Consider the following 26,710-nt stretch of genomic DNA (forward strand, 5'->3'; position numbering starts at 1 on the left):
TCGGCCCGGCGGGATCACTGGGAAAGGTGGTGCGCCCGCATCCCTAGGATGCCGGGCATGGCTCTCGGGGCCTGAGATTCTGCTGGTGGGACCGTACCCCCACGTCAACGGGTCCTGCTCGAAGGGGAATTCTGTGTTTTCTTCGTTCTCCGCACTGTCCGTGTGCGGGCGACGGGCGGCCCGTCTCGCCGCCGTGACGCTGGTGTCGGGACTGACCGTCGCTGCCGGGCCGGCCATGGCGGTGCCTGCCGCGTCCGACTCAGGGGCGGCGCAGACCCACGGCGGGGCGGCGGCCACCATGAGCGGCCTGAAGACCTACGGCGCGGCGGTGGTCCACGACGCTGAGGGCGACCTGGAGATATCCGCGGGCCTGTTCGAGATGTCCGTCGAGGGCGGCGGCACGCTGCAGACGTACTGCGTCGACCTGCACAACCCCACCCAGAAGGACGCCAAGTATCACGAGACGCCGTGGAGCGGCACCTCGCTGGGCGCCAACGACGACGCGGGCCGGATCCGCTGGATTCTGCAGAACTCCTACCCGCAGGTGAACGACCTCGCGGCGCTCGCGAAGAAGGCGGGCATCCGCGGCGGCCTCACCGAGCAGGACGCGGCGGCCGGCACCCAGGTGGCCATCTGGCGCTACTCGGACGGGGTGGACGTCGACGCCGTCGATCCGGAGGCCGAGAAGCTCGCGGACCACCTGGAGAAGAGCGCCCGTGACACGGCGGAACCCGAGGCGTCACTGACTCTCGGCCCGCCCGCGCTCTCCGGTCACCCCGGTGAGCTGCTCGGCCCGGTGACGGTGCACACCGACGCGGACAGTGTGACGGCGACCCCGCCGCCGGACGCCGCCGTCGACGGAGTGCGGATCGTCGGCAAGGACGGCAAGGACGTCACCACCGCGACGGACGGCAGCCAGTTGTTCTTCAAGGTGCCGGCGGACGCGGCGGCCGGTTCGGCCGAGCTGACCGTCCAGGCCTCGACGACCGTGCCCGTGGGCCGGGCCTTCGCCTCCGAGAGCAGAAGCCAGACGCAGATCCTGGCCGGCTCCAGCGAGTCCACGGTCTCGGCGACGGTGAGCGCGGCCTGGGCGGAGAAGGGCGCGATACCCGCGCTGTCCGCGCAGGAGAACTGCGCCGAGGGCGGCGTGGACATCACGGCCGTCAACCAGGGCGACGAGGCCTTCACCTTCGAGCTGATGGGTGCCGAGCACACCATCGGCGCCGGTGAGTCGCGCACCGTGACCATCCCGCTTCAGGAGGACCAGGCCTACGACTTCACGATCCCCGGACCCGGCGGCTACGAGAAGCGCTTCGCCGGAGTGCTCGACTGCCGCACCCAGGCCGGCGAGGCCGGTGAGGCCGGTGAGTCGACGCAGATCCTCAGCGAGCCGAGCCCGGCCACGGCAGGCGGCACCGCCTCCGACGTGAACCTCGCCGCCACCGGCAGTTCCGACGCGACGCCGGTGATCGCGGGCGCGGCCATCGGCCTGGTCGTGATCGGCGGCGCGGCCCTGGTCGTGGTCCGCAGGAAGAAGTCGTAACCCGGCGAGCGCGGCGCGCCGGGGCCGGTCGGCTCCACGGCTTTACGCAGCCACCATGGGGTGAGCCTCGATCAGCGGGCCTCACCGGCGACACGTGACAGAACCGCGCTCCGGCCCCGATCCGACCCTCAAGATCATCTCATTGCCTCTTTGACGCGTATCTGGGTCACGTCCCTGTGGGGCTCTGTCAGGTGCAGACCTTGCCGGTGGGCGGGAGCTGGCCGCGTGTCAGGTAGCGGTCGACGGCGGTGCCGATGCAGGTGCTGCCGCGGAAGTACGCGGTGTGCCCGTCGGCGTCGTAGGTGAGCAGGCGACCGGAGGAGAGCTGGCGGGCGAGCGCCTTGGCCCAGGGGTACGGGGTGGCGGGATCGCGAGTGGTGCCGACGACCAGGATCGGAGCGGCACCTGGCGCGGTGAGGGGGTGCGCGGGCTGGGTCGGCGGGACCGGCCAGTGGGCGCACATCATGAGCAATACCCCCATCGACTCGCCGAACTGGGGCGAGGCGCGCAGGAACTGCGGCAGCGCCGCCTGGGCCTGCGCGGGGGTGAACCGCGGGCCGGAGAGGGAACTCAGGCAGTTGACCGCGTAGAGCGCCTCGATGGCATTGCCGGAATCGTCCTCGTCGGCGTCGAGGAGCTGCTGCAGCGCAGTGGTGTCACCGGCCAGCACTCCGCGGAGCGCGGCGCGCAGCTCCTCCCACAGGTAGGCCCTCAGCGCCGTCGTGACCGCAAGGAAGAGATCTTCCCCGGTGACGGAGATGTCCTTGCCCTGCTGGAGAGGGGCGCGGTCCAGGGAGCGCCGCAGCGTGTCCAATCCGCGGCCGATCTCCTCGACGGAGTGGCCCAGCGGGCAGTCGGTGCGGGCGGCGCAGTCGGCGGCGAAGGACTCCCAGGCCGTCTGGTGGCCGGCTGCGATCTGCAGGATGCGTTGGTATCCGTCGAGAGCGGGGTCCATGGCACCGTCCAGCACCAGCCGGCCCACCCGGGACGGGAAGAGATCGGCGTAGGTCGCGCCCAGGTAGGTGCCGTAGGAGAGGCCGACGTAGTGCAGCCGGTCATCGCCCAGGAGCGCACGAAGCACGTCCATGTCCCGGGCCGCATCCAGGGTGCCGACATGGGGCAGCAGCCGCCCGGCGTGCCGTGCGCACGCGGCGGCAACCTGCTTGAACGCCTCGTCATAGGTGCCGATCTTCGCCGGGTCGGCCGATAGGTCCAGGCCGAACCCCATGGTGGTCGCGGGTATGTCGGTCTTGCAGTCCACCGGGGTGCTGTCCCCCACACCGCGCGGGTCCACCGCGACCAGGTCGTAGGAGGCACGCACGGACGGGGAGAAGCTGTCGGCGGTGCCCACCAGGAAGTCGGTCGCGGATGCGCCGGGGCCGCCGGGGTTGACCAGCAGCGAGCCGATCCGTGCGCCGTTCCCGGTGGCCTTCTTCCGGGCGGCCTTCAGGAGGATCTCGCCCGCGTTGGGGTGGGCGTAGTCCAAAGGCACCTTCACGGTGGTGCACTGGAACGAGGGGGAGTCGGGGCAGGACTTCCAGTGGAGCTCTTGCTGGTAGTAGCGCCGCAGTTCCGGCGGGACGGCCGCTTCGGCGGCGTTGCCGTCCGCCCCAGCCGGCCGCGTCGCGGGGGCTGTTGCGGGCGGGCCGGCGTACAGGGCGGTCAACAGCAGCCCCCAGGCACCCAGCGCCGCCACCCTGCCGCGCAGCCTCCGCCTGGGTATTCGACCCGTGTCTCGGACAGCGATCATCGCCACGCCTTCCTTGTGCGCCCGTGCGATGCAAGGGCCTGTCGGATGCGGCCTCACAACGGGCCCGGGACACCCGGCGCCCGGATCGGTCCCCCGGCGCCTCCCGTCTGCCGAGCCGTGGTCCGGGTCCTGTCCCGGAGCGGCTCCACACCTTGCGCTCCGCTGTGTCATCAGTCCATCACGCGCTGTGTTCGCGGGGCGGTCCGAGTAGGCCGAATGCGTGAACCGCGCCGAGCGATACGGCCGGGTCATGCCCTGCGGACAGCTTGCCGAGCGCCGTGCGCACCTCGTAGTCACTCGCCTCGGTGTAGACCTCCATCGCCATGGCGATCGTCAGCCCACAGGCCGCGCTGGGCCGTCTCTGGCCGTGCGAGGGCGCCCGAGGCCGATCGATGACGACCGGCAGTGACAGATGAGCCTGGGGTCCTCGGAACGAAACCCCAGGTCAGGTCCCCTTGACCATACGCGTTTCCCCCCGGGCCTGGCCGTCAGGCAAGATGGGGTGTATCTGCCCACTGCCAGTTTCAAGCTGCCGGACGGTTTCTCTTGGCTGAGTTCATTTACACCATGCGCAAGGCGCGCAAGGCGCACGGCGACAAGGTGATCCTCGACGACGTCACCCTGAACTTCCTTCCGGGTGCCAAGATCGGCGTCGTCGGCCCGAACGGTGCCGGTAAGTCGACCGTGCTGAAGATCATGGCGGGGCTGGAGCAGCCCTCCAACGGTGACGCGTTCCTGACGCCCGGCTACAGCGTCGGCATCCTGCTCCAGGAGCCCCCGCTGAACGAGGAGAAGACCGTCCTGGAGAACGTCCAGGAGGGTGTCGCCGAGATCAAGGGCAAGCTCGACCGGTTCAACGAGATCGCCGAGCTGATGGCGACCGACTACTCGGACGCGCTCCTCGAGGAGATGGGCAAGCTCCAGGAGGAGCTCGACCACGCGGAGGCCTGGGACCTCGACGCCCAGCTCGAGCAGGCGATGGACGCCCTGGGCTGCCCGCCCAGCGACTGGCCCGTCACCAACCTCTCCGGTGGTGAGAAGCGCCGCGTCGCGCTGTGCAAGCTGCTGCTGGAGCAGCCCGACCTGCTGCTCCTCGACGAGCCCACCAACCACCTCGACGCCGAGTCCGTGAACTGGCTGGAGCAGCACCTCGCCAAGTACCCGGGCACCGTCGTGGCCGTCACCCACGACCGGTACTTCCTCGACAATGTCGCCGGGTGGATCTGCGAGGTCGACCGTGGCCGTCTGCACGGCTACGAGGGCAACTACTCCAAGTACCTGGAGACCAAGGCCGCCCGCCTCAAGGTCGAGGGCCAGAAGGACGCCAAGCGGCAGAAGCGTCTGAAGGAAGAGCTCGAGTGGGTGCGGTCCAACGCCAAGGGGCGGCAGGCCAAGTCCAAGGCGCGTCTGGCCCGCTACGAGGAGATGGCCGCCGAGGCCGACAAGATGCGGAAGCTGGACTTCGAGGAGATCCAGATCCCGCCGGGGCCGCGGCTCGGCAGCGTGGTCGTCGAGATCAACAACCTCAGCAAGGCTTTCGGCGAGAAGGTCCTGATCGACGACCTCTCGTTCACGCTGCCGCGTAACGGGATCGTGGGTGTCATCGGTCCGAACGGTGCCGGCAAGACGACCCTGTTCAAGATGATCCAGGGTCTGGAGGAGCCCGACGCCGGTTCGATCAAGGTCGGCGACACCGTCAAGATCTCCTACGTCGACCAGAGCCGCGAGCACATCGACCCGAAGAAGACGCTGTGGGCCGTCGTCTCGGACGAGCTGGACTACATCAACGTCGGGCAGGTGGAGATGCCCTCGCGGGCGTACGTCTCCGCCTTCGGCTTCAAGGGGCCGGACCAGCAGAAGCCGGCCGGCGTCCTGTCCGGCGGTGAGCGCAACCGGCTGAACCTCGCGCTCACCCTCAAGCAGGGCGGCAACCTGCTGCTCCTCGACGAGCCGACCAACGACCTCGACGTCGAGACGCTGTCGTCGCTGGAGAACGCGCTGCTGGAGTTCCCGGGCTGCGCCGTGGTCGTCTCCCACGACCGGTGGTTCCTCGACCGCGTGGCCACGCACATCCTCGCCTACGAGGGTGACTCCAAGTGGTTCTGGTTCGAGGGCAACTTCGAGTCGTACGAGAAGAACAAGATCGAGCGCCTCGGTGCGGACGCCGCGCGTCCGCACCGCGCCACCTACAAGAAGCTGACCCGGGGCTGATCTTGCGGCATATCTACCGCTGCCCGCTGCGCTGGGCGGACATGGACGCGTACGGCCATGTCAACAACGTGGTCTTCCTGCGCTACCTGGAGGAAGCCCGTATCGACTTCCTGTTCCGCCCGGACAAGGAGTTCAAGCAGGGGTCCGTGGTGGCGCGCCATGAGATCGACTACAAGCGGCAGCTCGTCCACCGGCACGCGCCCGTGGACATCGAGCTGTGGGTCACGGAGATCAGGGCGGCGTCCTTCACCCTCTCCTACGAGGTCAAGGACGGCGACGAGGTCTACGTCCGGGCCTCGACGGTGATAGTGCCGTTCGACTTCGAGGCGCAGCGGCCGCGCCGGATCGCCGCGGAGGAGCGGGAGTTCCTCCAGGAGTACATGGACGACGTGGACGCGGATGAGAACGAGGGGGAGGCCGTCGCCGCATGACGGTGCTCCACCTCGCCGACGAGGGGGAGGCGGCGGACCTCGCGGCCTTCCTCTCCCGGCTGCTCCACTACGACCGTGGAGCAGCGGTGCGTCTGCAGGCGGCGGGCACCGCACTCGCCGTCTTCGGGCGGCCGCCGTCCTTCGAGGTGCTGGCGATCCGGGCGGTGCGGCTGGCCAAGCCGTACGAGAACGGGCTGGACGTCACGCTGGACGTGACCGTGTCCGCCGGTGAACTGCTGGAGTCCGTGGACGAGGCGGCGGCCACGGCTGCCGTCCCGGCCGCGGTGACCGGACCGCCGTGGGCCGGCGTCATGCCGCCGCGCGGTGGCTGGCGGCCGGAGCCGGGGCTGCCGGACGCGGATGCGCTACGGGCGATGGTCGCCGCCGCGGTGGCCGAATTCCGCTCCCGTACGCAGGAGTTGGCACCCGAGGGGCGTACGCGGGCCGAACTCGACCGGATCGGGCGGGAGATCTGGTCCCGGACGGTCGGGGAGACGGCGCTTCCGGTACGGGCCGTGCACGCGGCGCAGTCCCTGGGGTTCCTTCGGCCGGTCACGAGTGCGGAGGGCCTGGGCTTCTTCGCGTCGGGCGCCTGGCTGCGGCTGCGGACCCCGTACGGCTCGATCGCCGTCCGACGGGCAGGACTCGGACCGCTGGACGTCAGCGTCCGCTGACTCACTCACGGGCGGTCGGGCGGGCCGGGTGAGTGGGTCCGGGCAGTCAGTCGCCAGGTCCGTATCAGGTCGGCTCGCTGCGCGGCCTGTCCTGTCATTCCCGGTGCCTGGCCCTTTTCGGGCAGCTCGTCGCGGGAGCCGTTCCGGGCAGCTCGGCGCCCGCCCGTCCTGTCGGTCCCGGCGCCCGGCCCCTTCCGGCCGGTCTCGTCGTCCGGCCTCTTCCGGCCGGTCTCGTCGTCCGGCCTCTTCCGGCCGGTCTCGTCGTCCGTCCCGTCCGGTCATGCCGTCGCGGGACCCTTTCCGGTCAGTCCCGCTCGCTGTCGTCCGGCCAGACACCGATGTGGTCCGGTTCCAGTTCCAGGGCGACGCGGTCGCGCATGCCCAGGGTGCGGGTGTACTCGGCGGGGAGTTGCAGACGGCCCGCGCGGTCGAGCATGGCGTACTCGCGGGCCACCACCGTCTCGTGACCGGTCGTCGCGTCCCGTTCGCTGCGGCGCAGGACCTCGGTGGAGGTGCGGCCGTCGCGGATGGCGACCGTGCGGCGGACCTCGCCGGCGACCGCCTGGTCGTGGGTGACGATGACGATGGTGGTGCCCAGGTGTTCGTTCGCCGTGCGGAAGGCGGCGAAGACCTGTTCCGCGGTGTGGGAGTCGAGTTCGCCGGTGGGTTCGTCGGCGAGCAGGACCGCGGGGTTGTTGGCGAGGGCCACCGCGATGGCCACGCGTTGCTGCTGGCCGCCGGACATCTGGTGCGGGCGGCGGTCGCGGCAGTCGGCGACCTCCAGCAACTCCAGGAGTTCCAGAGGGCGTTCGGACTGAGCGCGGCGGCGGGCCCGGCGGGAGCCCGCGAGCTGCATGGGCAGGGCGACGTTCTGGGCGGCGGTGAGGTAGGGGAGGAGATTGCGGGAGGTCTGCTGCCAGACGAAGCCGACGACCTCGCGACGATAGGCGAGGCGGTCCCCGGCAGTCATCGACAGCAGGTCGCGGCCGGCGACCCGGGCGGCGCCGGCGGTGGGGGTGTCCAGACCGGCGAGGATGTTCATCAGCGTCGACTTGCCGCTGCCGGAGGCGCCCACCAGGGCCATGAGTTCGCCCTCGCGGACGAGGAGATCGAGGCCCTGAAGCGCCTGGACCTCCACGCCGTCCGTGCTGAAGATGCGGACCAGACGGTCGCAGGTGATCAGGGCGTCGTGGCCGTAGGCGGGGCGCTCGCGGTGGGCGTTCGCACGGTGGGCCAGGTCGGCGAGGGTGGGGTTCGTCGTCATCGCAGGGCTCCTTCGCCGGAGGTCGAGTTCGCCGGAGGTCGAGTTCGCCGGATTCGAGTTGGCCGGATTCAAGTTCGCCGGATTCGAGTTCGCCGGATTCGAGTTCGCCGGATTCAAGTTCGCCGGATTCGAGTTCGCCGGATTCGAGTTCGCCGGATTCGAGTTCGCCGGATTCGAGTTCGCCGGATTCAAGTTCGCCGGATTCGAGTTCGCGGAGTCGAGTGGCTGCTCATGGCTCATCGGGTGTCGCCCGCCCTCAGTTCTCTCACCGACCCCCGCCGTCCCGACCACCACGCCTGCCCCACCGCCACGCCCATGGTCAGCAGCAGGACCGCCGCCGCCGGTACGGCCAGCGACAGCGGGTCCGTGCTCAGCTGCGCCGGGCCCGCCTGGGGCTGGGACGAGGGCAGGGCGATGGTCATGAGGTCGATGCCGGGGGAGAGGAGGCGGATGGTGGCCCAGGCGGCGAGGGTGCCGCCGAGGGCGGCCAGGGCGGAGTGGGGGAGCGACTCCAGGACGAGGAGGCGGCGGCCCTGGGCGCGGGTGAGGCCCATGGTGCGCAGACGGGCGAGGAGGGCGGTGCGTTCGGGGGCTGCGCGCAGGAGGGACAGGAGCAGGGCCAGGACGGCGTACCCGGCACCGGCCGCCACCGCCGTCGTGTAGAGGCGTTCGGCGCCGGACTGCAGCGGCGAGTCGACGAACCGTCCTCGCTTCTCGGCCCGCAGCTGTACGTGCGCCGAGTCGCCCGCCGCCCGACGCAGCGCGCCCCCGTCCAGGTGCTCGCCGGTCACCAGCAGCGCGGTCGGCCGGGCGGCCTCCGCGCCCAGCCCGGCGCGGTCCACGACCAGGAACTCGGTGCCGGTCATGGCCGGGGTGCGGTCCCGGACGAGGGCGATCCGGACGGTGACCGTGCTGCCGTCCTCCAGGCGAACCGGGAAGGGCCGGGTGCCGTAGGTCTCGGCGACGGCGGGGGAGGCAAGGGCGGGCAGGGGCGTCCGCGCGTGACCCGAGCGCTTCAACTCGCCCTCGTCGAAGGCCCCGAGGGACGTCCGCCGGGCCAGCGCCGCGTAGTCGTCGGGGTCGACGCCCGCCAGCGGTACCGACTGCGGGCCGCCGTGCGGTTTCGCCTGGTACGCGATGCTCGTCTCGGCCAGTCCACGCACGCCGGGCGCCTGGCGGATCCGGTCGGGCAGGGCGGACGGCAGTGGGGCGGTCGCCTCGACGCGGGCGTCGGCGCCGATGGCGAGGACCGCCGCGCGGTCGCGGGTCTCCTGGACACCCGCAAGCACCGAGCCGCCGAAGGCGGCCGTGGTGAGGGCGGTGGACAGGGCCAGCAGCGGGAGCACCGCGGAGACGGACGTACGGGCCGCGCGGGCCAGCGACAGCGGGCCCACCGCGCCGCGCAGCCGGGCGGCCGGGCGGGCGAGGCCGCGCAGCGGGAGCGGGTAGAGCCGGATCAGGACCAGGGCCGCGATCACCGCCACCAACACCGGTGCCGACGACGCCAGTTGATCGCCCGTCGTGCCCCGTCTGCGCAGCGTCTCGACCGCGCCGGCCGCCAGTACGACCAGCGTGAGTTCCGCGACCGTACGGCGCCGGGAAGGACGTACGGACGCCACGTCCTCGCGGTCGCCGTGGACGCGCACGACCCGGTGCGTGACCGCGGCACGCAGGGGGAGCGCCAGGCAGGCCACCGCCGTGACCGCGAGGGCGGCGACGAGCGCGGGTGTGCGGCGGCCCTCAGGGACCGCGAGCAGCGCGGCGACGAGGCCGAGGGCAGCCGCGGGCACGGCCACGACCGCGGTCTCGCCGAGCAGGCGGGCCGCAAGGCCGGGCAGCCAGGCGCCGCGGGCGCGCAGCAGGGCGAGTTCGCTGCGGCGGCGGTCGGCGGCCAGACCGCCCGCCATCACAAGGACGACGACGGCCACCGTTCCGGTACCGAACGCGGCCACGGCGACGAGCGGGCCGATGCCGGCGCGCTGCTCGTCGTAGGAGGTGAGCACGTCGTCGAGGTCGGTCGCCGCCTCCGTGCGCGGGTCGGTGGCCGTGCGGACCTCGCGCAGTCCCGGCCCCGATTCGAGTGCGGCGACCGCGGACTTCAGGGCCCCCAGGTCGTGGCCGTGCAGGGCGTCGACGTCGGGGGCCACCTGCCAGTAGCGCCCGGGGGCTCCGGCGGTGCCGAGCAGGGCGGGGGCCGCTTCGGGGGCGAGCAGCAGGGCGCCGAGCCAGTACCGGCTGCCGCTCGGGTCGTTCGGTACGCGGACCAGGGCGGGGGTGCGCAGCAGCGGCTGGGCCGACCAGTACGCGCCGGCCGGGTCGCGGGGGGTGACGATGCCGGTGACGCGCACGGCGAGCGGGGCGCGTTCCACGCCCGGTACGTGGATGACCGAACCGACCCTGATGTGCAGGCTCCTGGCGGTCTCGGCGGTGACCGCGGCCTCCACCTCGGCGGTCGCGGCGGTCACCGGCGGGGAGGACACGCGCGGCAGCCGGCCCTCGGTCAGCCGGGAGTGGCCGGCGAGTCCGTGCTGGGCGGCGAGCGACACCTGCGCGGGCAGTCCGCTGGGCCGGGCCAGCCAGCGTTCGGGGACCTCCTGGTTGACGGTGGTGCGCACGCCGTACGTCGACTGGTTGGGGTCGGCGACCAGCGGTGGACGGGCGGCTCGCAGCACGTGCGTGTACTGCTCGGCCAGAGGGCCCGGGCGCAGCGCCCGCTCCCGTTGGCCCTGCTCCAGGCCCAAGTCGGGCTGTGGGGCGTACAGCTGGACGGTGGTGCGGTCGGGGAGGGCCTGCTCGACGGCCCGGCGCAGTCCGGCGTCCGCGTACCGGTCGACCGTGCGCGGGAACGCGGCGGCCAGGCAGGCGGTCACCGCCACCAGCAGCGCCAGCGCCCAGGCGGCGCCCGGGGCGGCGCGCAGCCGGGTGCGGATCCAGGGCGCGGCAGGGCGGGCCGGCTTCGGCATCTCATTCACCTCCTGTTTCCCTGAGCGCCCGCGCCGGGTCCGTGCGGCGCAGCGCGAGTGCCGCGGTGACGAGCAGCGGGACGAGCGCAACGGCCGTCAGCAGGGCGGCCACGCGGGGAACCGGAAGCTCCACCAGCACCTGAGGCACCGGCCGGGTGGCCTGCGCGGTCAGGACGATCAACGGGATCACCGCCCGGGTCAGTACGGTCCCCAGCGCGGCGCCCACCAGCAGCGCCAGCCCCACCAGGACGCCCTGCTCGACGGCGACCATCCGGGCCAGCCGGCGACGCGGGGTGCCCAGGGCGCGCAGCACGGCGAACTCGGCGTCCCGCTCCCGCAGCGACCCCGCCGCGCTCACCGCGAAACCGACCGCGGCCAGCGCCGCCGCCACCCCGGCCGCGGCGGCGAACGCGGCCTCGGGGCCGGCGCCGAACGGATCGTCGCGCAGCTCCTCGGCGATCTCGTCCCGGACGATCACCTGCTCGGGTTCCAGATCGGGCCGGGCCCGCAGTACGGCGGCCACCTCGCCGGCCTCGCCCGGCGTGGTCCCCAGCCACCACTCGGTGGGCGTGACGCCGGTGCCGTACCGGGCCTGCAACACCCGGTTCACGGACCGCAGATCGACGAGCAGAGCCCCTCCGTCGTGGTCGTCGGGAGTGGTCGGCAGCGCCCGTACAGCCCGGACGATCCGCACCGGCAGGGTGTGGCCGCCGAACGCGACGTCCACGCGCTCCCCGGGGTGAGCGCCCGCCGACTCGAGGAAGCGGTCGGTCGCGACGGCCGTGATCTGCGGCGGCGCGGGCCGGCCGGCCTGCAGTCGGATGGTCAACGACGAGATGATCCAGGTGTATTCGCGGGGGACGTAGCCGGTGCCGTAGGTGACCGTGAGCGGCTCGGAGGAGCTGACGCGGGGGCGGGTAGGCCTGGTGTCGGCGTCGGGAGACGCGGCCGTGCCGTCGCTCTCGGAGACGGCCTTCCAGCCGGTGGGCAGCGGCAGCCGCCGAACCGTCCCGTCGGTGGCGGTGGCTGTCAACGCGTCGACGCTTAACCGGTGTTGCTGGGCGCGGCCGGACGGCTGGCCCATGGTCAGGTGCAGGCCGGTCAGGGTGGCCGGGCCGAGCGTGCCGCCGAGGTCGGGGGTGAGGGTGTGGCGGCGGCCGTCGGCGGGGAGTTCGCCGGCCGGGATGCGGTACGGCGTGCCGTAGCGGTCCTCCAGGACGAGGGTCACGTCCGCCGTCATGCCGGGGGCGGAGGCGCGCAGGCCTGCCGTCAGCTGGAGCCGGGCGGTGTGCGCGGGTATGCGGGCGCCGGCCGCCGATCCCTCGGGGCCCAGGCCGGTCAGCAGCGGCCGCACCGGCTGGGCCGTCAGGTCCGGACGCATCAGCACGGCGTCCGCCGCGTGGGCGGTGTCCAGCGCGAGCACGGTCGCCGTCCGGTTGCCGGACAGCGGCAGTTCCGTACGGACGGCGGGGGCTGCCTCGGCGACGTGCGGGACGGACGCGTACTCCTCGGTGCGGCCGGGGCCGGCCTCCCCGGCGGCGAGTACGCGCACGGGCGCACCGGCGCGGAAGTCCGCCTGGTCGTCCTGCGAGCGGTTCCAGGAGGCGCCCTGACCGATCGCCAGCATGCCCAGCGCGACCGCGAGCACCAGCAGCAGCACCGGTCCGGCCCCGCGCATCGGGCGGCGGCTGAGCTGCCAGCCCGCGAGCGCGGCGGTCAGCCCGCGCCCGCCGGCCGCCCGGCGTTCGGCGAGCCGCGCCACCGGCGGCAGCAGCCGCAGCGTCAGCACCGTCCCGGCGAGCAGCGCGAGCGCGGGCGCCGACACCAGCAGGGGGTCGATGCCGAGGGTGCCGGCGCTGGTGCCGCTGACGGCGCCGGAGGTGTGTCGGTCGAGCTGCCAGTACGCGACGCCGGCCACGGCCAGGAGGCCGATGTCGGCGCCGGCGCGGACGGGGGTGGGGAGGAGGGCGCGTGTCCCGGACCCGGCGACGGTGCGCCCGCGTTGCGCTTGCCCGCGCCGGCGGGGTGCCTCCCCCACTCTCGACTTCGCTCGAGCGGGGGGACCCCCACCGCCCACCCTCCCCCACTCTCGGCTTCGCTCGAGCGGGGGGACCCCCCTCGCCCCAGCGGCACGACTGCCCGCAGCTACGCGCATTCCGCCCCCGCCCCCAACCCCCGCCGCCCAAAGCGCCGGCCCCGTCACCGCCAGCGCGCACCCCAGGGCCACGCCCACCGCCACCAGCCACACCCCACCGCGGCCCCCGGCCGGCACGTCCAGGTGCAGGCCGATCCGGTCCAGCGGCCCCTGCCCGGCCAGGAGCCGGGTCAGCGGACCGGACAGCAGCGGCGCGCAGATCACCGCGGGCGCGGCGAGCAGCAGCGCCTCCAGCGCGGCATGGCCCGCGATCCGCGTGCCCGAGGCGCCCCGCGCCCGCAGCAGCCGGGTCTCACCCGCGCGTTCGGCGCTCAGCAGCCGGGCCACCAGCAGCAGCGCACAGCCCGCGAGCAGCACCAGCTGCAGGGCGACGATCAGCAGGGTGGAGCGGGAGACGAGCAGGGAACGGTCGAGCCGGTCGAGGACGGCGGGCAGCTGGGTGGACGCGGCGGTCGTGCCGCTGAGCACCGGCTGCTCGCGCAGTGCCGCGCTCCCGGCGCGGGCCGCCTCGCGCAATGCGTCGACCCGGCCGGTGGACAGCGTGGAGAAGTCCGCCGACGCCAGCCAGCCGGACTGCCCGGTGCTCACCGCCTTGCCGGTCAGGGTCTCGGGGGCGGCGAGCAGCGGGCCGTAGGTGGTGAAGCCGCCCTTGGTGATGCCGCGGCCGTGGAGGTCGTCCAGCTGCCAGTACGGCGCGGTCGGCTCGGCGGGACGGTAGACGCCGGTGATCAGGGCGCGGGCGTCCGGGCCGCCGAGGCGGTCGACGACGGTGAGGCGGGCGCCGGGCTCCAGGCCGAGGCGCCGGGCGACGGTGCTGGGTACGGCCGCCTCGACGGCGTCGGCGGACGCGCGGGGGAGGCGGCCGTCGGTGATCCGCACCTGGGTGCTGTCCAGGGCGGCGAAGTACGTCAGGTCCGGGTCCGAGTCCTGCGCCGACCGCTCGTCGCTGGGGCGCAGGGCGCGGGGCAGGGCGTACGGCCCCGACCGCAGGTAGCTCCGCACCGTCACCGGCGACCCGTCGAAGGTCCGCCGCGCCCCTTCCCGTACGGCCTCGTCGGCGTCCGCGCGACCATCGGCCGGGACGTCGGCCTTGACGATCAGCGCGGTGTCGGCGGCGTTGCGGGGGTCGTGCAGAGAGTGGCGCAGCGCCGCATCGCCGATCGCACCCGAGTAGGCGGTGAGCGTGGCCAGGACGGCCGTGGTGAGCAGGACGGTGAGCAGGGCCGCGGTCAGGAGCAGGCGGTGCGCCCGCGCCCGTAACACCACGAATGCCGCGAACCCCGTCACATGACCCCCGCTGTTGTCCAGACCTCCGGGCGATGTTGGCAGAGGGGCCGGCCTCGGGTAGGCGCTTGTGGATCGGGCTTGACCGGATTGTGACCGGAATCCGACGTCGTACGACCGGAATCCGGGACTCATCGTCCGGGCGTCAGCCCGGGGTGTTCACCATCGAGGCCGCCGCGTAGGTCAGGTAGTTCCACAGCGTGCGCTCGTGCTCCTCGGACAGGCCCAGCTCGTCGACGGCCACCCGCATGTGCTTCAGCCAGGCGTCGTGCGCGGCCCGGTCGACGGTGAAGGGGGCGTGGCGCATCCGCAGGCGGGGGTGGCCACGGTTCTCGCTGTACGTCGTCGGGCCGCCCCAGTACTGGACCAGGAAGAGGGTGAGGCGCTCTTCTGCGGGGCCCAGGTCCTCCTCGGGGTACATCGGTCGCAGGACCGGGTCCTCGGCGACTCCCTCGTAGAAACGGTGGACCAGGCGGCGGAAGGTCTCCTCCCCGCCGACCTGCTCGTAGAAGGTCTGCTCCTGAAGCGTGCCGCGCCGAATCTCTTTCACGCTGTCCATGCTCTCAGACCGGGTGACCGAGGACTCGAGACTTAGGACCACCTCCGCCACCACGCCCCGAGGTACTCGCCTGGCGTCGTGAACCGCAGCACAGTGGACATATGGGCGCGCATGCACTCGACAAGGACCTGGAGGCCGTCGCCGCCTCGGCGCGGGCGGCGCTGGTGCAGGAGATCGACGCGAGCGGGGCCTGGGCCGCGGACCCGGTGTGGCGGGAGGTGTTCGCGGCGGTCCCGCGCCATGTCTTCGTGCCCTACTACTACATCGGGACCGTGGACGGCTACGAACGGCTCTGGGGCGAGGATCCCGACCCGCGCGCCCGCGAGCGCTGGGTGCGCGGCGCCTACGCCGACACCCCGCTCGCCACCCGACTGCGCGACGGTGAGCTGGTCTCCTCCAGCAGTCAGCCGTCCCTCATGGCGCTGATGCTGGCCGAGCTGCAGGTGGCGGACGGCAACCGGGTCCTGGAGATCGGCGCGGGCAGCGGTTACAACGCGGCGCTGCTCGCGCACCGCCTCGGCGACGACGACCTCGTCACCACCGTCGACCTGGAGCCGGAGATCACGGAGTCGGCCCGCCGGCACCTGGCCGCCGCCGGGTACCACCCGGTCGTCGTCACCAGGGACGGGGCGCGCGGGGTGCCCGAACGCGCCCCCTTCGACCGGATCATTGCGACCTGCACCATGTCGTCCGTCCCGCACGCCTGGCTCGCCCAGTGCCGCCCCGGCGGCCGGATCCTGACCCCGCTGGCGACCGGTCTGGTCGCGCTGACGGTGCAGGACGCCGCGCATGCCGAGGGGCGCTTCCTGCACACGCCCGCCTATTTCGTGCCGCTGCGCGGCGGCGTCCGGCCCGAGCCGGAGCGGGCGTCCCTGGGCGCGGTGCCGCTCCGGGGCCGGCAACACGAGCTGTTCCGGTTCCTGCTCGCCCTGACCCGGGGCAGCCTGGACCCGCTGGAGGCGTACGCGCTGTGGGAGGGCGAGGGGCACCCCCGTCGCGAGCGGTACGGCGTCACCGTCGCAGGCGAACACCAGTGGGCGTGGCTGGACGAGCCGGAGGGACCGTACACCTGGTCCCTCCGCTGAACCGGCGTGTCAGCCCCGGCGGATGGTGATCGTCGTCCAGGCGCCCACGTGCACCCGGTCGCCGTCCTGGAGTGGTACCGGCACGAAGGGCTGGATCGGGTCCTCCGAGCCGTTGACCGTGGTGCCGTTCGTCGAGTTCTGGTCGACGACCGCCCAGGTGCCGTCCGGCTGCTGCACCAGCACCGCGTGCTGGTGCGAGACGCCCGGGTCCTCCGGCGGCACCGACAGGTCGATGTCGGGGGTGTCACCGGTGGAGTGCCGGCGGCGGCCGATCGTGACCTGGTTGCCGGAGAGCGTGCGCTGCTGCTCCGGGGAGTACGCGGGCAGGTTCAGGCCCGCGGCCTCGGGGCCGGAGCGCTGCATCATCGCCATGAAGTACTCGCGGTCCGGGCCGATGGTCGCCGTCCAGGTCGCCGGCCGCTGCGGGGCGCCGGGGCCGGGCGGCGGGGGCGCGGTCTGCGAGCCGGGCTGGGGATAGCCGTAGCCGCCGGGCTGACCGGGGCCCGCGGAGGACGGCGGGGAGATCACCCAGTCGTCGTCACCGCCGAAGGACGGGCCGCCCGGCTGCGGACGGTTCCCCTCCTGCGGGAACGCGGGCGGGGCGGGCGGGCCGGGCTGCTGGAACGCCTGCGGAGCACCCGGGCGCGTACCGGGGCCTCCCGCGGGACCGGGACCGGGCGGCGGCGGAACCGGCCGCGACGGGTCCGCGCCGAAGCCGGGCTGACCGCCGGGACCGGGCCGGCCGGGGTGACCGCTCGGGTCGCCGCCGAAGGGCGGGCCCGGCGGGATCGGCTCGGCGGGCCGGTTCATCTGCGAGGGCCGCGAGCCCTGGTACTCGTACGACTCACCGCCCCCGAAGGACGGCGGGGCGGGCGGCCGTTGGAAGCGCGGGTCACCCGGGCCGGACGCCGACGGGCGCGGGGCGGCCGGGGTGTACGAGGTCGCGGTGTTCGTCAGGAAGTTCCACCGGCACTCCTCGCAGAACGGCGCGCCGCCCTCACGGGGCGTACGGCACTGCGGGCAGAGCTCCGGAGCGGCGTCCGGTACGGCGGACGGGTGCGGGCGTCCGCCGGGCTGGCCGTTCGGGCCGGGCGGCGGCGGGAAGCCGTAGCCGCCGCCTGCGGGGGGCGGTGGCGGAGGGGGTGGTGGTACGGCACCGGCCATGCGGTGACCGCAGACCTCGCACCAGTCGTCGGAACCCGACTGGTGTCCGTTCGGGCAGGTCGGCATGTCGGCGCTTCCCCCTCTCCTTTCCGGCCGTCCGGCCGGATTTTCTCCAACCCCAAGGGGTCAGGCTCGCTGTTTGTCAGGGTCCTGCTACGTCACTTCTTTACACGAACAGTCTTTGTCGACCGGGTCTCGAGAGTCATCTCGTCGGCCTCCTCGACCTTCGCCTTCAGTCGCACAGTACCTGTCGCGGCATCGACCACGTCCACCACCTTTGCAAGGAGTTTCGCAGTATCCGCATTCCCGGAGGCGCTGGCGAGCTGAACGGCCCGGCCCAGTTTGGCCGTTGCTCCATCGATATCTCCCGATTTGCGCAGATCGAGCCCCTGTTGGATGACTTGTGCCAGTTCGGCCTGGCCGGTGTAGTGGGCCACCTGCGGGTTGATCGACGTCGAGGCGACCATGTCGTCGGTCCACACGGCCCGGACCAGGCCCTGCGCGCCCAAGTTCTGCGCCGTGCCTCCCCCACTCTCGGCTCCGCTCGAGCGGGAGGTGCCCCCAGGTTGCGGGATCACCAGTGAGACGCGGGCGGCCAGCATCTCCTGGCCGATGTTGGCGGGCGGGACCTCGACGCACACGTGGTAGTCACGGGACTCGTCTCCCCAGGAACCGGTGGGGTAGTCCCCGGCGCGCGGGCCCGCCTCGGTGCGCCGGTCGGTCAACTCCTCCACGGTGGGCGCGACTTGCTTGACGAACTTGATGGTGGTGCCGACCGGCGTCCACAGCCGGAGGGCGACGTCCGCGACCTCCTTGCCCATGGCCGTCTCCATCATCTGCGTGAAGTCGGCGGCGAGTCCGGCCGGGTCGGCGACGATGTCGGCCGTGCCGAGCAGGGCGGAGGCGATCCCTGTGACTTCTTTCACTTCCCAGTCGGTGCCCACGCCGCGGGCGTCACAGGTGAACCGTCCGGCGCAGGCGTCCAGCGAAGCCTTGAGGTCCTCCGCGGACTCGTGCTCGTTGCGGCCGTCGGTGAGCAGGATGCCGTGCCGGATGGCGACGTCGGCCGAGGACAGCAGTCGGTCGGCGAGACGCAGCCAGGTCCCGATGGCCGTACCGCCGCCGGCGCTGAGCTTGCGCAGGGCCTGCTTGGCCTGCTCGCGGGTGGTGGCGTCGGCGACGGCGAGACGGCCGCCGCCCGGGTAGACCTCCTTGGCGACGTGCGTACCGCCGATCACCGCGAAGTGCACGCCGTCGCGCAGGGTGTCGATGGCGGCGGACGTCGCGTCCCGGGCGTTGCGCATCTTGGTCGGCGGGTAGTCCATCGACCCCGAGCAGTCGACCATGATCGCCACGGCCGCGGACGGGCCCTCGCCCGGCGCGTAGAGGTGGGGTGCCGCCACCGCGCTTCCGATCGTGCCGCCGCCGGTCGCGGTCACCGTCACGATCGCGTTGACCTCCCGGCCGCCCTCCGGCAGGTACTCGTTCTGGTACACGTCCATCGAGAACTGCGGCACGTTCGACTTCGAGAAATTGGCCATGCCTATCGGCTCCCCCTTGAACGCCCCGCAGGATGCGGGGCGATGACGGAATACGGACCGGTCCCCTCCGGTCCGTCGAGGCGTCCCCGTACGCAGCCTCAGGCCGATCCTGCCCCCTGCGGCGGGGCCGGGAACGGCACGAGGGCCACTGTTACGTTGTCGTGGCCCCCACCGTCCAGCGCGTGACCGACCAGAACCCGGGCGCCGTGCAGCGGACGGACGGCGGCGTCGGCCGGGAGGACGTCGGCCATCTCCTCGGCCGCTTCCGCGTAGTTCCACAGGCCGTCCGTGCACACCACCACTACACCCGGCCGGTCCGGCTTGAAGGAAGCGGTGTGCGGCTCCAGTTCGTACGCGTCCGCACCCAGCCAGCCCGTGATCGCGTGGGCGCGCTCGTCGGCGTACGCCTCCGCCTCGTTCATCAGGCCGGCGGCTACCATCTGCGCGGCCCAGGAGTCGTCCTCGGTGAGCCGGGCCGGCGGTGAGGTGCGGTCCACCGGCACCCAGTAGGCGCGGCTGTCACCGACCCAGCCGACCACCAGCAGGCCCGCGGTGACCACCGCGCCGACCAGCGTGCAGGCCGGGGCGTTCTGGTGCGGGGCGTGCTCGCGGGCCGTGGCGGGTTCCTGCGCGAGCGCGTTGACCGCGTGGGCGGCGGCGACGATCGCGTCATGCATGGCCTGCTGCGGGTGCGTGCCGAGCGGCAGGGCGGCCAGCAGCGACTCGCTCGCGGCGCGGGATGCGGCGAGCGAGGCGTCGTCGGGGCGGGTCGCCGAGGACACGCCGTCGCAGACGATCGCCACCAGGGCGCCCGAGCCGTCGGGCAGCGCGGTGCGGCCGATGCCGAACGCGTCCTCGTTGCGGTGGTGGCGCAGACCGCGGTCGCTGACGGCCGCGATCGGGCCGTACTCCTGCTCCATGTGGTCGCGTTCGCGCGGCTGGGCGTGTCCGCAGTTCTCGCAGTAGCCGTCGTCGTCGACGCGGCCCGCTCGGCACGCCACGCACAGCTTGGCCGGGTCGGCGGGCGCCGCGACATCGGCGGCGACGCGCGGGTCCGGGGCCTGGAGGGGGTACTCCTCGGGTTCCCTGGGCCGGTCGAACCGCACACCGGCGGCGACCTGGGGCGGCGACTGCGGTGCGGTGGGCAGGGGCGAACCGCCCGAGTCCGTGCCCGGCACGTCCGCCGGCAGATGCACCGCGGGGGGCGTGTCGGAGCTGCCCGGAACGGCGGCGACGGGCCAGCCGGCCGGCGGCGCGGCACCCGGGCTTCCCGAGCCGTTCAGGGTGAGCGTCGGGCCGTCGTCCGGCCGCGGCGGTACGGCGGACAGGTCGTATCCGCACGCACCGCAGAAACGGTCACCCGACTCGAGCGGCTCCTCGCAGCTCGGACACCTCGACAAGGCGGCCTGCTGGGGCATCTGCGACATCAACTACACCCATGTCCGGGGGCGGTAACGGTTGGCACGTTCCACCAGGTCGATCCTCTCCTCGCCGCCCCGCGCCAGCCGGGCCAGCGTGCGGTACGAACGCTCCAGGCCGAAGCGCAGGCCTCGTTCGTCCAGGCCGCTGCCGAGCAGCGTCCGTCCCCCGGCGGCATGGGGGTCCCCCCGTCCGGCCGGAGCCGGGTGCGGGGGAGGGACGGATCCCTGGCCACCGGAGAGTATCCAGTCCAGGGCACAGCCGAGCACCTCCGTGACCAACTGCTCGCGGCGCGTCGGATCCAGGCGGTACTCATCCAGCGCCTCCACCTGCCCGGCGGCGGCGCTCAGATCCTCCAGGAAGGGTACGTCGGAGCCGACCGCCGTGCGTTGCCGGAGCCGGGCGCGGACGGCCGCCACACGGGCCGCCGTGTAGTGGATGGAGGACTCCGGTACCGACTCCAGCGTCGTCACGGCGCTGCGCCGGTCGCCGGTCGCGAGCTGGACGCGGGCCAGGCCGAAGGCGGCACTGACATAGCTCGGGTCGGTCGACCACACCAGGCGGTAGTACTCGGCGGCGTTGTCGAGCTGACCGAGCACCTCCGCGCACAGGCCGAGCGCGAGCTTGGGTGCCGTCTCGCCGGGGAAGGCGTCGTAGACCGCGTCGAAGGCGAGGGCGGCGCCCTCGTGGTCGCCGGTGACCAGTGCGGTCACGCCCCGGTACCAGACCACCCGCCAGTCGTCGGGCCGCTCCTCCTCCAGCGTGCGCAGGGCGGCCGGCGCGGCGGCGGAGTCGTCGTTCTCCAGCCACGCCCGGATCTGCCGCAGCCGCGTCTCGACCGACGGGGCCGGCGCCGCGGCCAGCGCACTGAGCAGCTCGGCCGGGGCGGTCGCCATCAGGCCCGCGAGGAAACCGGCGTTGGGGTCGCTCGGGTCGACGCGGGGGACGGGCAGCGCGAGGGCGGCAGCAGCGGTACCGACGGGTTTGACGAGGCCGGCCGTGGTGCTCGGGGCGGCGCCGGTGAGCTGAGGCTGCTGCTTCCGCGCCCGTACGACCCGCGCCCCGAGCCGCGACACCTCACCCTCCAGCGGCGGGAACAACTCCGTGTCCGTCACCCGCAGTTCCGGCCCGAACAGCGTCGACAGCGACGGCCGTGCCCGACCCGTCTGCAGCGAGATCACCTCGCGCAGTACCCCCGTCAGCTGCTCCGACATCTCCTGCGCGGAGGCGAACCGGCGGGCCGGGTCGGGGTCGGTGGCGCGGACCAGGAGCCGGTAGAAGGACTCGTACCGGCGGAAGACCTCGATGTTGTCGGGGTCGGGCAGGGAGTCGACGTAGACGTTGGTGTAGCCCTGGAAGTCGAAGGTGAGGACGGCCAGGGTGCGGGCCACCGTGTACAGGTCGGACGCCACCGACGGGCCGGTCTCCGCGACCTCCGGCGCCTGGTAGCCGACCGTGCCGTAGATCGCCGACTCGTCGTCGTCCATACGGCGCACCGCGCCCATGTCGATCAGCTTGAGCTGGTCCTCGGTCTGGATGGCGTTGTCGACCTTGAAGTCGCAGTACAGGAGGTTGCGGCTGTGCAGGTGGTCGAGGGCCTCCAGCGCCTCGATGCCGTACGCGCAGGCCTGCTCCACCGGCAGCGGGTCGCGTCGGCCCTCCGGGGTGCGGCGGGCGTTCGCGATCTCCTTGAGGGACTTGCCGCCGACGTACTCCATGACGATGTAGCCGTCGAGGGAGCCGGTGCGCTGGTCGAGGTGCTCGACGAAGTTGTAGATCCGCACGATGTTGGCGTGCTCGATCTCGGCGAGGAAGCGCCGCTCGGAGATCGCGGCGGCCATCGCGTCCTGGTCGCCGGTGTCGAGCAGGCCCTTCAGCACGACCCAGCGGTCCGACACCGCCCGGTCGACGGCGAGGTAGATCCAGCCCAGGCCGCCGTGCGCGAGGCATCCCATGACCTGGTACTGGCCGTGCACGACGTCGCCGGCCTTCAGCTTCGGGACGAACGAGTACGGGTGGCCGCACTTGGTGCAGAAGCCCTCGGTGCGCCCGGGACGGTCCCCGCGGGCGCGCCCCACCGGCGCCCCGCAGTCGGAGCGCGAGCAGAACCGCTTGCGCTCCGGAACCTCGGGGTTCTCCAGCACCATCGAGTGCGGGTCGGGGCGCGGGACCTGCGGCACCTGCACCAGCCCGGCGCCCAGCCGGCCACGGCCCGTCGAACCGGTGGTGGAGCCGGAGCTGCGCACCGACACCGAGCGGCCCGTCGAACGGCCCGACAGCGAGCGCGACAACCGCCCCGACACCGAGCGGCGGGACTTCGACGACTGCGACGACGTACGCGAACTGCGCGCACTGGAGCGTGAGCTGCCGCTGCCCGCCGAACCGCGCGAGCCCCGGCCGCCGCCCGTGATCCCGGTGGGCGGCGATGCGACCATGCCGCTGGCGGACACCACCGGCGCCAGGCCGCAGGTGTCGCAGTAGAGCTCGCCGCCGCCGACGTCCTCGTACGACCCCTCGCAGCCGGGGCGCTGGCAGGACTGCTGTGCCTGACTCATCTCGCTGCATCCCCCTTGTCGCTCACCGCGCCCGGCCCCCTCCGGTCCTGCGGCCCCGCCTGCCCCGGCACCCGCGGGGCGGTGCCGAGCAGATCGGCCGCCGTCTGCTGGTAGCGCTGCACGGCCTGTTCGGCGACCCGCAGGTCGCAGGGTGCGCTCCACAGCATGCGGCGCGCCGCGTCGTACCGCTCGATCAGCAGCGGGTCCTCGGCCAGTCCGTGCCGGGCGACCTTCGCCTTGTACGCGTCCAGACGGCCGCGCAGCTCCGCACGGACCGCCAGAGGTGCGGTGACGGCGGTCAACGACTCGCGGGCGCGCAGCAGTTCGTCCTCGGCCTTCTGCTCCAGGGACTCCAGGAGCGGGGACAGCCGGTGCCACTGGGCCTGTCTGCGGTACTCGGCGGCCGCCGCCAGCTGCTCCTGGAGTGCGGTCGGCGGTCCGCTGACGACCGGCACCTCCGTGGCGGCGATCTTCGCGAGGACCTCGCCGCGCGCGGTGCGGGCCTCGGCGAGCGTGCGGTCGGCCCGGGACAGCACGTCCCGCAGCCTGATCAGCCGCTGCTCGGCATCCTGACGGACCGTCAGTACGGCGTCGATCTCCCGGCGAACCTCCTCCAGGGCGCGCGCCTCACGGTCGTACACCGTGGTGTCCGGTCTGCCGCCGCCCGGTGCCGAACTGCCCTCGGCGGGCAGCCAGAACGCCAGCGGGTCGGAGACCACCTCTTCGCGCAGCTTCGTCAGCGTGCGCGTGATGCGCTCCAGGTCGTCGCCCGCCGGGTGCTCGCCGGGGCGTACGCCGACGGAGTGCGCGAGCCTGCGGGTGCGCTGGAGTTCGGCGGCCAGTAAATCGATCCGCGCGGGCAGCGCGGACCACACCGCGTCGGCGGCGACGACCATGTCCAGCGACGTCGCGTACAGCTCGTTCATCCGGTCCACCAGCCCGGCCAGCGAGAACTGCTGGCTGAGCTTGCCCGCGCCGTGCAGTGTGGGCGCGTTCGCCGTCGCCGCGGCGCTGCCGGCGACCGTGACGGACTCGCCGCGCAGCAGCTCGGTCAGCTCCAGCAGGTCCTCGCGGCTGGACCAGCGGCGGCGGGCGCGGATCTCGCGGGCGGAGCGCAACGCGCTCGTATACGCGTCGAAGTACGCCCACAGCAGCGTGATCGACGCCTCCGCGGCCGACCAGCGCTCCTTGGTCGTGCCGGTGAGCTCGGCGCCCTCGAGGAGTCGGCGGCCCGCGTGGTCCTGCAGGGCGAGGAGCGAGGTCTCGATGGCCTCGTGTTCCGCGCCGAGCCGCGCCAGCGCACGGTCCACCTCGTCCCGGTCCATTACCGGACCGGAGGCTCCCGCGACGCCCATCGATCACCTCTCGTTGCTGGTGTGTTCCGTGCCGGTGTGTCGTCGGCCGTCCTTCATCCGTCCGTCTGCCGACGGCCGGTCATGCGTATGTGGGCCGCGGCGGAGTCGCCGACTCCGAGTCACTGCCCAGCGCCGCCGACAGCCATGTGCCGTACGACTCCTTCCAGCCGCCGTCCTCGCGGTAGTCCTCCAGTATTCGGTTGACCCGGCGTACCAGATCGTCGGCGTCCTTCTTCATCGCCACGCCGTAGTACTCCGTGGTGAAGCGGTCGCCCTTCAGTTCCACCGTGGGGTCCTGCGCGGCCTGGCTCGCGGCGAGCGCGCCGTCCGTCACCACCGCGTCGACCTGGCCGAGTTGGAGCCGGACCAGGCAGTCGAGCTGGTTGGGAACCGTGGTGGAGATGTCGGTGGAGGCGGGCAGCCGGCCGGCCTTCTTGTCCGCGTCCAGTTTGTCGTACGCCGTGGAGCCGGCCGCCGAGCAGATCTTCTTGTCGGCGAGGGTCTCGTCGTAGCCCTCGATCGTCGAGGAGGTGGGCGCGAGGACCTGCTGGCCGGTCAGGAAGTACGGGGCGGAGAAGGCCACTTGCTCCAGCCGGTCGCAGTTGATGGTCATCGTGCGCACCACCATGTCGACCTGCCCGCTCTGGATCGCGGGGATGCGCTGGTTGGTGGGGATGGCCTTGAACCGGATCTTGTCCGCATCACCCAGCAGGTCCTCGGCGATCCGGCGGGCGAGGTCGATGTCGAAGCCCTCCAGCTCGACGTCCTTCGCCGTGCTGTTCGGGTTGCGGTAGCCCCAGCGGTAGCTGTTCTGGTCGACGCCCACCGAGACATAGCCGCGCTTCTTGATCGTCGCGATCGACGCGCCCTCGGCCGTCGACGGGGACAGGCTCTGGTCCTCGGGGTTCTCGCACTCCTCGGCCTTCGCGTGCGACCCGTCGGCCACGCCCTGGCCACCGACGCCCGTGCTGCCGTCGCCGGCCGGCCGGGTGTGCGGCAGCAGCAGCGCGAAGGCCACGGCGAGGGCACAGACGACGGCCATCGCGCCCACGCCGCCCCATCCCTTCAGGCTGGCCCGCAAACGTCGTGCATGCATCGTCACGCCCCCTTTCACCGGTACTCCGAAAGCCTGCGGCCGATACCGAGCACCGCGCCGGCCGCGCCCAGCACCGCAAGGACGGCCGCGCCGACCGACAGGCCGGTCATCGCGTCCAGGCCGTCGCCCGCGGCCTGCTGGAACTCGCGCTGTTCGTGCTTCAGGGCGGTGTCGAGGTTCTTGTCGACGTTGTCGAAGCACTCGCCCGTGGGTTTGTCGCTCTTCGCGCCGATGACCTTGTTCAGTGCCGCCTGGTAGTCGCCCGCGTCGTCGGCGGCACGGGCCTGCTGGTGGCGGTCCTGCCATTCGTCCATGTTGCCCCCGGCGGACCGCACGGGCTGTTCGCCGGCCCGGTCGTCGGCGAGGGACTGCGCCGCGGTGAGGCCGTCGGCCAGGTCCTGCATCGACTCCTTGTAGGCGACGTCGAACTTGTCCTGGAACTCGCCCGGCTTGACCTCGACCGTCTCCGCGCCCCGGCTGACCAGGGTGAGGTTCTCGTTGCCCCGCGCCTTGAGGGAGGCGATGCGGGCGTCGTGCAGGACGTTCAGCGAGCGGACGCCGTGGTCGTAGGAGTCGTTGAGGCCGGCGCGGGCGACGCTGTGGCCGACGACGAGCCAGAGCAGGACCACGGTGGTGGCGGCGCCGGCGGCGACCAGGCCGTGGTTCAGGACCCGGTTCGTGCGCCGGTAGTTGCGGTGCTGCGCCCAGGCGAGAGCCGCCAGGGCGACGATGCCGAGGGCGATGGCCGCCCACGGGTAGGGCGTGGCGTCCGCGTAGTCGCCGCGCAGCCGCTCGTTCTCCGACTTGTAGAGGTCCTCGGCCGCCGGGAGCATCTCGGTCTGCATCGTGTCGTTCGCGTAGCGCAGGTAGGCGCCGCCGAGCGGGTAGCCCTGGCGGTTGTTGGCGCGGGCGCGTTCGATGAGGCCCTTGTACTGTGGCAGGAGCCGGTTGAGTTCGGCGATCGTCGCGGCGGACGGGGAGCCGGGGTCGGAGTTGTTGGCGGCCGTGACGAGCTTGGCCGCCGCCGTGCGGATGCCCCTCTCGTAGCGGTCGCGGGAGGTCTTCGTCTCCTGACCGCCAGCCAGGAAGCCGCTGGACGCGGCGGTGTTGGCGTCGGCGAGGGAGCGGTAGATGTCGGCCGCGGCCGAGCTGAGGGGCTGGCTCTTGTTCAGGACGTCGTCGGCGGCGGACGCCCGGTCGGCGGCCTGCCAGGCCGTCACCGCGCCGAAGGAGACGACCAGCAGGGCGAGGACGGCGCCGATGATGCGCAGCCGGCCCGGCTCGGTGGTCGCGGCGGCGCGCACCCGGTCCACGCCCTCGGCGAACGCGGTACGGCGGGGCGGCTCCCCGGCGGGTGCCGGGGACGCGGGGGAGCCCATGGAGGTGGGCTGGGGCGGGATGCCCGGCATCGTGGGCAGGCCGGAGCCCGACGCCGGGTCCGGGCCCGGTGGTGCCGTGCTGCTTTTCGGCGGTTGTGTCACTCTTGACCTCCCCCATGGTCATCCGTCGCCGCCAGTATCGCTGCCGGGACTGACATCCGCACCGGCCTTGCTCCGATCTTGATCGGATCGCAGTGCGGTGAAACGCATTTCGGCGCACCGCGGAGCACCCCGCACCACCCCTTGCCCATGAATACGCCGGTGGAATCGGTTCGGTTCCAC

The 26,710-nt window shown here is 72.9% G+C and carries 19 protein-coding genes; 6 read left to right on the forward strand and 13 right to left on the reverse strand.

The genetic code is table 11. The features are described 5' to 3' along the window. Positions 1-133 precede the first annotated feature (133 nt). Positions 134-1,543: a TQXA domain-containing protein gene (locus ACKTSN_RS30585; RefSeq protein ID WP_409472057.1), complete on the forward strand. Its 1,410-nt coding sequence runs from the start codon at positions 134-136 to the stop codon at positions 1,541-1,543. A gap of 187 nt (positions 1,544-1,730) precedes the next feature. Here the strand turns inward: ACKTSN_RS30585 and ACKTSN_RS30590 are convergent, their stop codons facing one another. Both ACKTSN_RS30590 and ACKTSN_RS30595 read right to left on the reverse strand, forming a co-directional pair. Beyond that, entirely contained in the window at positions 1,731-3,293 is a 1,563-nt protein-coding gene (locus ACKTSN_RS30590) for an alpha/beta hydrolase (RefSeq protein ID WP_409472058.1), read from the reverse strand. Between the two features lie 178 nt (positions 3,294-3,471). Next, complete coding sequence (locus ACKTSN_RS30595; RefSeq protein WP_409472059.1) at positions 3,472-3,612, reverse strand: hypothetical protein; 141 nt, start codon at positions 3,610-3,612, stop codon at positions 3,472-3,474. 227 nt (positions 3,613-3,839) lie between these two features. Between ACKTSN_RS30595 and ettA the strand changes: the two genes are divergently transcribed. Genes ettA through ACKTSN_RS30610 form a run of 3 tightly spaced genes read left to right on the forward strand, consistent with a single transcriptional unit; the run spans position 3,840 to position 6,609 of the window. Then, on the forward strand, positions 3,840-5,504 hold the full coding sequence (gene ettA / locus ACKTSN_RS30600) for an energy-dependent translational throttle protein EttA (RefSeq protein ID WP_409472060.1): 1,665 nt from the start codon (positions 3,840-3,842) through the stop codon (positions 5,502-5,504). A 2-nt stretch (positions 5,505-5,506) separates the two neighbouring features. Continuing rightward, positions 5,507-5,935, forward strand: coding sequence for an acyl-CoA thioesterase (locus tag ACKTSN_RS30605; protein ID WP_409472061.1), 429 nt, complete (start codon positions 5,507-5,509; stop codon positions 5,933-5,935). After that, positions 5,932-6,609 carry a hypothetical protein gene (locus ACKTSN_RS30610; protein ID WP_409472062.1) on the forward strand — a complete coding sequence of 226 codons (678 nt, stop codon included), beginning with the start codon at positions 5,932-5,934 and terminating at the stop codon, positions 6,607-6,609. The genes ACKTSN_RS30605 and ACKTSN_RS30610 overlap by 4 nt, the downstream gene beginning before the upstream one ends. A gap of 304 nt (positions 6,610-6,913) precedes the next feature. Here ACKTSN_RS30610 and ACKTSN_RS30615 read toward each other — a convergent pair whose 3' ends face one another. The 4 genes from ACKTSN_RS30615 to ACKTSN_RS30630 all read right to left on the reverse strand — a co-directional run bounded on the left by ACKTSN_RS30615 (position 6,914) and on the right by ACKTSN_RS30630 (position 14,834). After that, positions 6,914-7,873, reverse strand: coding sequence for an ABC transporter ATP-binding protein (locus tag ACKTSN_RS30615; RefSeq protein WP_409472063.1), 960 nt, complete (start codon positions 7,871-7,873; stop codon positions 6,914-6,916). A gap of 236 nt (positions 7,874-8,109) precedes the next feature. Next, positions 8,110-10,836 (reverse strand): FtsX-like permease family protein, encoded by a 2,727-nt coding sequence (locus ACKTSN_RS30620; protein WP_409472064.1) that lies wholly within the window; start codon positions 10,834-10,836, stop codon positions 8,110-8,112. Position 10,837: 1 nt separating this feature from the next. Further along, positions 10,838-14,278: an ABC transporter permease gene (locus ACKTSN_RS30625; RefSeq protein WP_409472065.1), complete on the reverse strand. Its 3,441-nt coding sequence runs from the start codon at positions 14,276-14,278 to the stop codon at positions 10,838-10,840. A gap of 142 nt (positions 14,279-14,420) precedes the next feature. Next, positions 14,421-14,834: a globin gene (locus ACKTSN_RS30630; RefSeq protein ID WP_409472066.1), complete on the reverse strand. Its 414-nt coding sequence runs from the start codon at positions 14,832-14,834 to the stop codon at positions 14,421-14,423. Between the two features lie 101 nt (positions 14,835-14,935). Between ACKTSN_RS30630 and ACKTSN_RS30635 the strand changes: the two genes are divergently transcribed. Beyond that, entirely contained in the window at positions 14,936-15,919 is a 984-nt protein-coding gene (locus ACKTSN_RS30635) for a methyltransferase domain-containing protein (RefSeq protein WP_409472067.1), read from the forward strand. A gap of 9 nt (positions 15,920-15,928) precedes the next feature. Here the strand turns inward: ACKTSN_RS30635 and ACKTSN_RS30640 are convergent, their stop codons facing one another. The 4 genes from ACKTSN_RS30640 to ACKTSN_RS30655 form a co-directional block, all read right to left on the reverse strand. Continuing rightward, on the reverse strand, positions 15,929-17,149 hold the full coding sequence (locus ACKTSN_RS30640) for an FHA domain-containing protein (protein WP_409472068.1): 1,221 nt from the start codon (positions 17,147-17,149) through the stop codon (positions 15,929-15,931). Positions 17,150-17,241: 92 nt separating this feature from the next. Continuing rightward, complete coding sequence (locus ACKTSN_RS30645) at positions 17,242-18,624, reverse strand: vWA domain-containing protein (RefSeq protein WP_409472069.1); 1,383 nt, start codon at positions 18,622-18,624, stop codon at positions 17,242-17,244. Positions 18,625-18,722: 98 nt separating this feature from the next. Next, positions 18,723-20,054, reverse strand: a complete 1,332-nt coding sequence (locus tag ACKTSN_RS30650) for a PP2C family serine/threonine-protein phosphatase (protein ID WP_409472070.1) — start codon at positions 20,052-20,054, stop codon at positions 18,723-18,725. Further along, positions 20,055-22,295, reverse strand: coding sequence for a tetratricopeptide repeat protein (locus tag ACKTSN_RS30655; RefSeq protein ID WP_431197152.1), 2,241 nt, complete (start codon positions 22,293-22,295; stop codon positions 20,055-20,057). It lies immediately after the preceding gene. On the opposite strand from ACKTSN_RS30655, the gene ACKTSN_RS47565 reads away from it, so the two are divergent. After that, a complete protein-coding gene (locus ACKTSN_RS47565; protein ID WP_431197153.1) occupies positions 22,267-22,524 on the forward strand; it encodes a hypothetical protein in 258 nt (85 codons plus the stop codon). The genes ACKTSN_RS30655 and ACKTSN_RS47565 overlap by 29 nt on opposite strands. Positions 22,525-22,594: 70 nt before the next feature. Here ACKTSN_RS47565 and ACKTSN_RS30660 read toward each other — a convergent pair whose 3' ends face one another. The 3 genes from ACKTSN_RS30660 to ACKTSN_RS30670 all read right to left on the reverse strand — a co-directional run bounded on the left by ACKTSN_RS30660 (position 22,595) and on the right by ACKTSN_RS30670 (position 26,530). Further along, complete coding sequence (locus tag ACKTSN_RS30660) at positions 22,595-23,953, reverse strand: hypothetical protein (protein ID WP_409472072.1); 1,359 nt, start codon at positions 23,951-23,953, stop codon at positions 22,595-22,597. Between the two features lie 79 nt (positions 23,954-24,032). Beyond that, on the reverse strand, positions 24,033-25,049 hold the full coding sequence (locus ACKTSN_RS30665; RefSeq protein ID WP_409472073.1) for a glutamate ABC transporter substrate-binding protein: 1,017 nt from the start codon (positions 25,047-25,049) through the stop codon (positions 24,033-24,035). A 14-nt stretch (positions 25,050-25,063) separates the two neighbouring features. Next, positions 25,064-26,530 carry a hypothetical protein gene (locus ACKTSN_RS30670; protein ID WP_409472074.1) on the reverse strand — a complete coding sequence of 489 codons (1,467 nt, stop codon included), beginning with the start codon at positions 26,528-26,530 and terminating at the stop codon, positions 25,064-25,066. Between the last annotated feature and the right edge of the window lie 180 nt (positions 26,531-26,710).

The sequence above is a fragment of the Streptomyces flavusporus genome, from assembly GCF_046267975.1.
GTDB lineage: Bacteria > Actinomycetota > Actinomycetes > Streptomycetales > Streptomycetaceae > Streptomyces > Streptomyces flavusporus.

Bases quoted from the DNA above. Each gene is read 5' to 3' on its own strand.
- ACKTSN_RS30590 (WP_409472058.1), bottom strand. From the start codon at position 3,293: ATGATCGCTGTCCGAGACACGGGTCGAATACCCAGGCGGAGGCTGCGC.
- ACKTSN_RS30595 (WP_409472059.1), bottom strand. From the start codon at position 3,612: ATGGAGGTCTACACCGAGGCGAGTGACTACGAGGTGCGCACGGCGCTC.
- ACKTSN_RS30610 (WP_409472062.1), top strand. From the start codon at position 5,932: ATGACGGTGCTCCACCTCGCCGACGAGGGGGAGGCGGCGGACCTCGCG.
- ACKTSN_RS30615 (WP_409472063.1), bottom strand. From the start codon at position 7,873: ATGACGACGAACCCCACCCTCGCCGACCTGGCCCACCGTGCGAACGCC.
- ACKTSN_RS30620 (WP_409472064.1), bottom strand. From the start codon at position 10,836: ATGCCGAAGCCGGCCCGCCCTGCCGCGCCCTGGATCCGCACCCGGCTG.
- ACKTSN_RS30630 (WP_409472066.1), bottom strand. From the start codon at position 14,834: ATGGACAGCGTGAAAGAGATTCGGCGCGGCACGCTTCAGGAGCAGACC.
- ACKTSN_RS30635 (WP_409472067.1), top strand. From the start codon at position 14,936: ATGGGCGCGCATGCACTCGACAAGGACCTGGAGGCCGTCGCCGCCTCG.
- ACKTSN_RS30640 (WP_409472068.1), bottom strand. From the start codon at position 17,149: ATGCCGACCTGCCCGAACGGACACCAGTCGGGTTCCGACGACTGGTGC.
- ACKTSN_RS30645 (WP_409472069.1), bottom strand. From the start codon at position 18,624: ATGGCCAATTTCTCGAAGTCGAACGTGCCGCAGTTCTCGATGGACGTG.
- ACKTSN_RS30660 (WP_409472072.1), bottom strand. From the start codon at position 23,953: ATGGGCGTCGCGGGAGCCTCCGGTCCGGTAATGGACCGGGACGAGGTG.
- ACKTSN_RS30665 (WP_409472073.1), bottom strand. From the start codon at position 25,049: ATGCATGCACGACGTTTGCGGGCCAGCCTGAAGGGATGGGGCGGCGTG.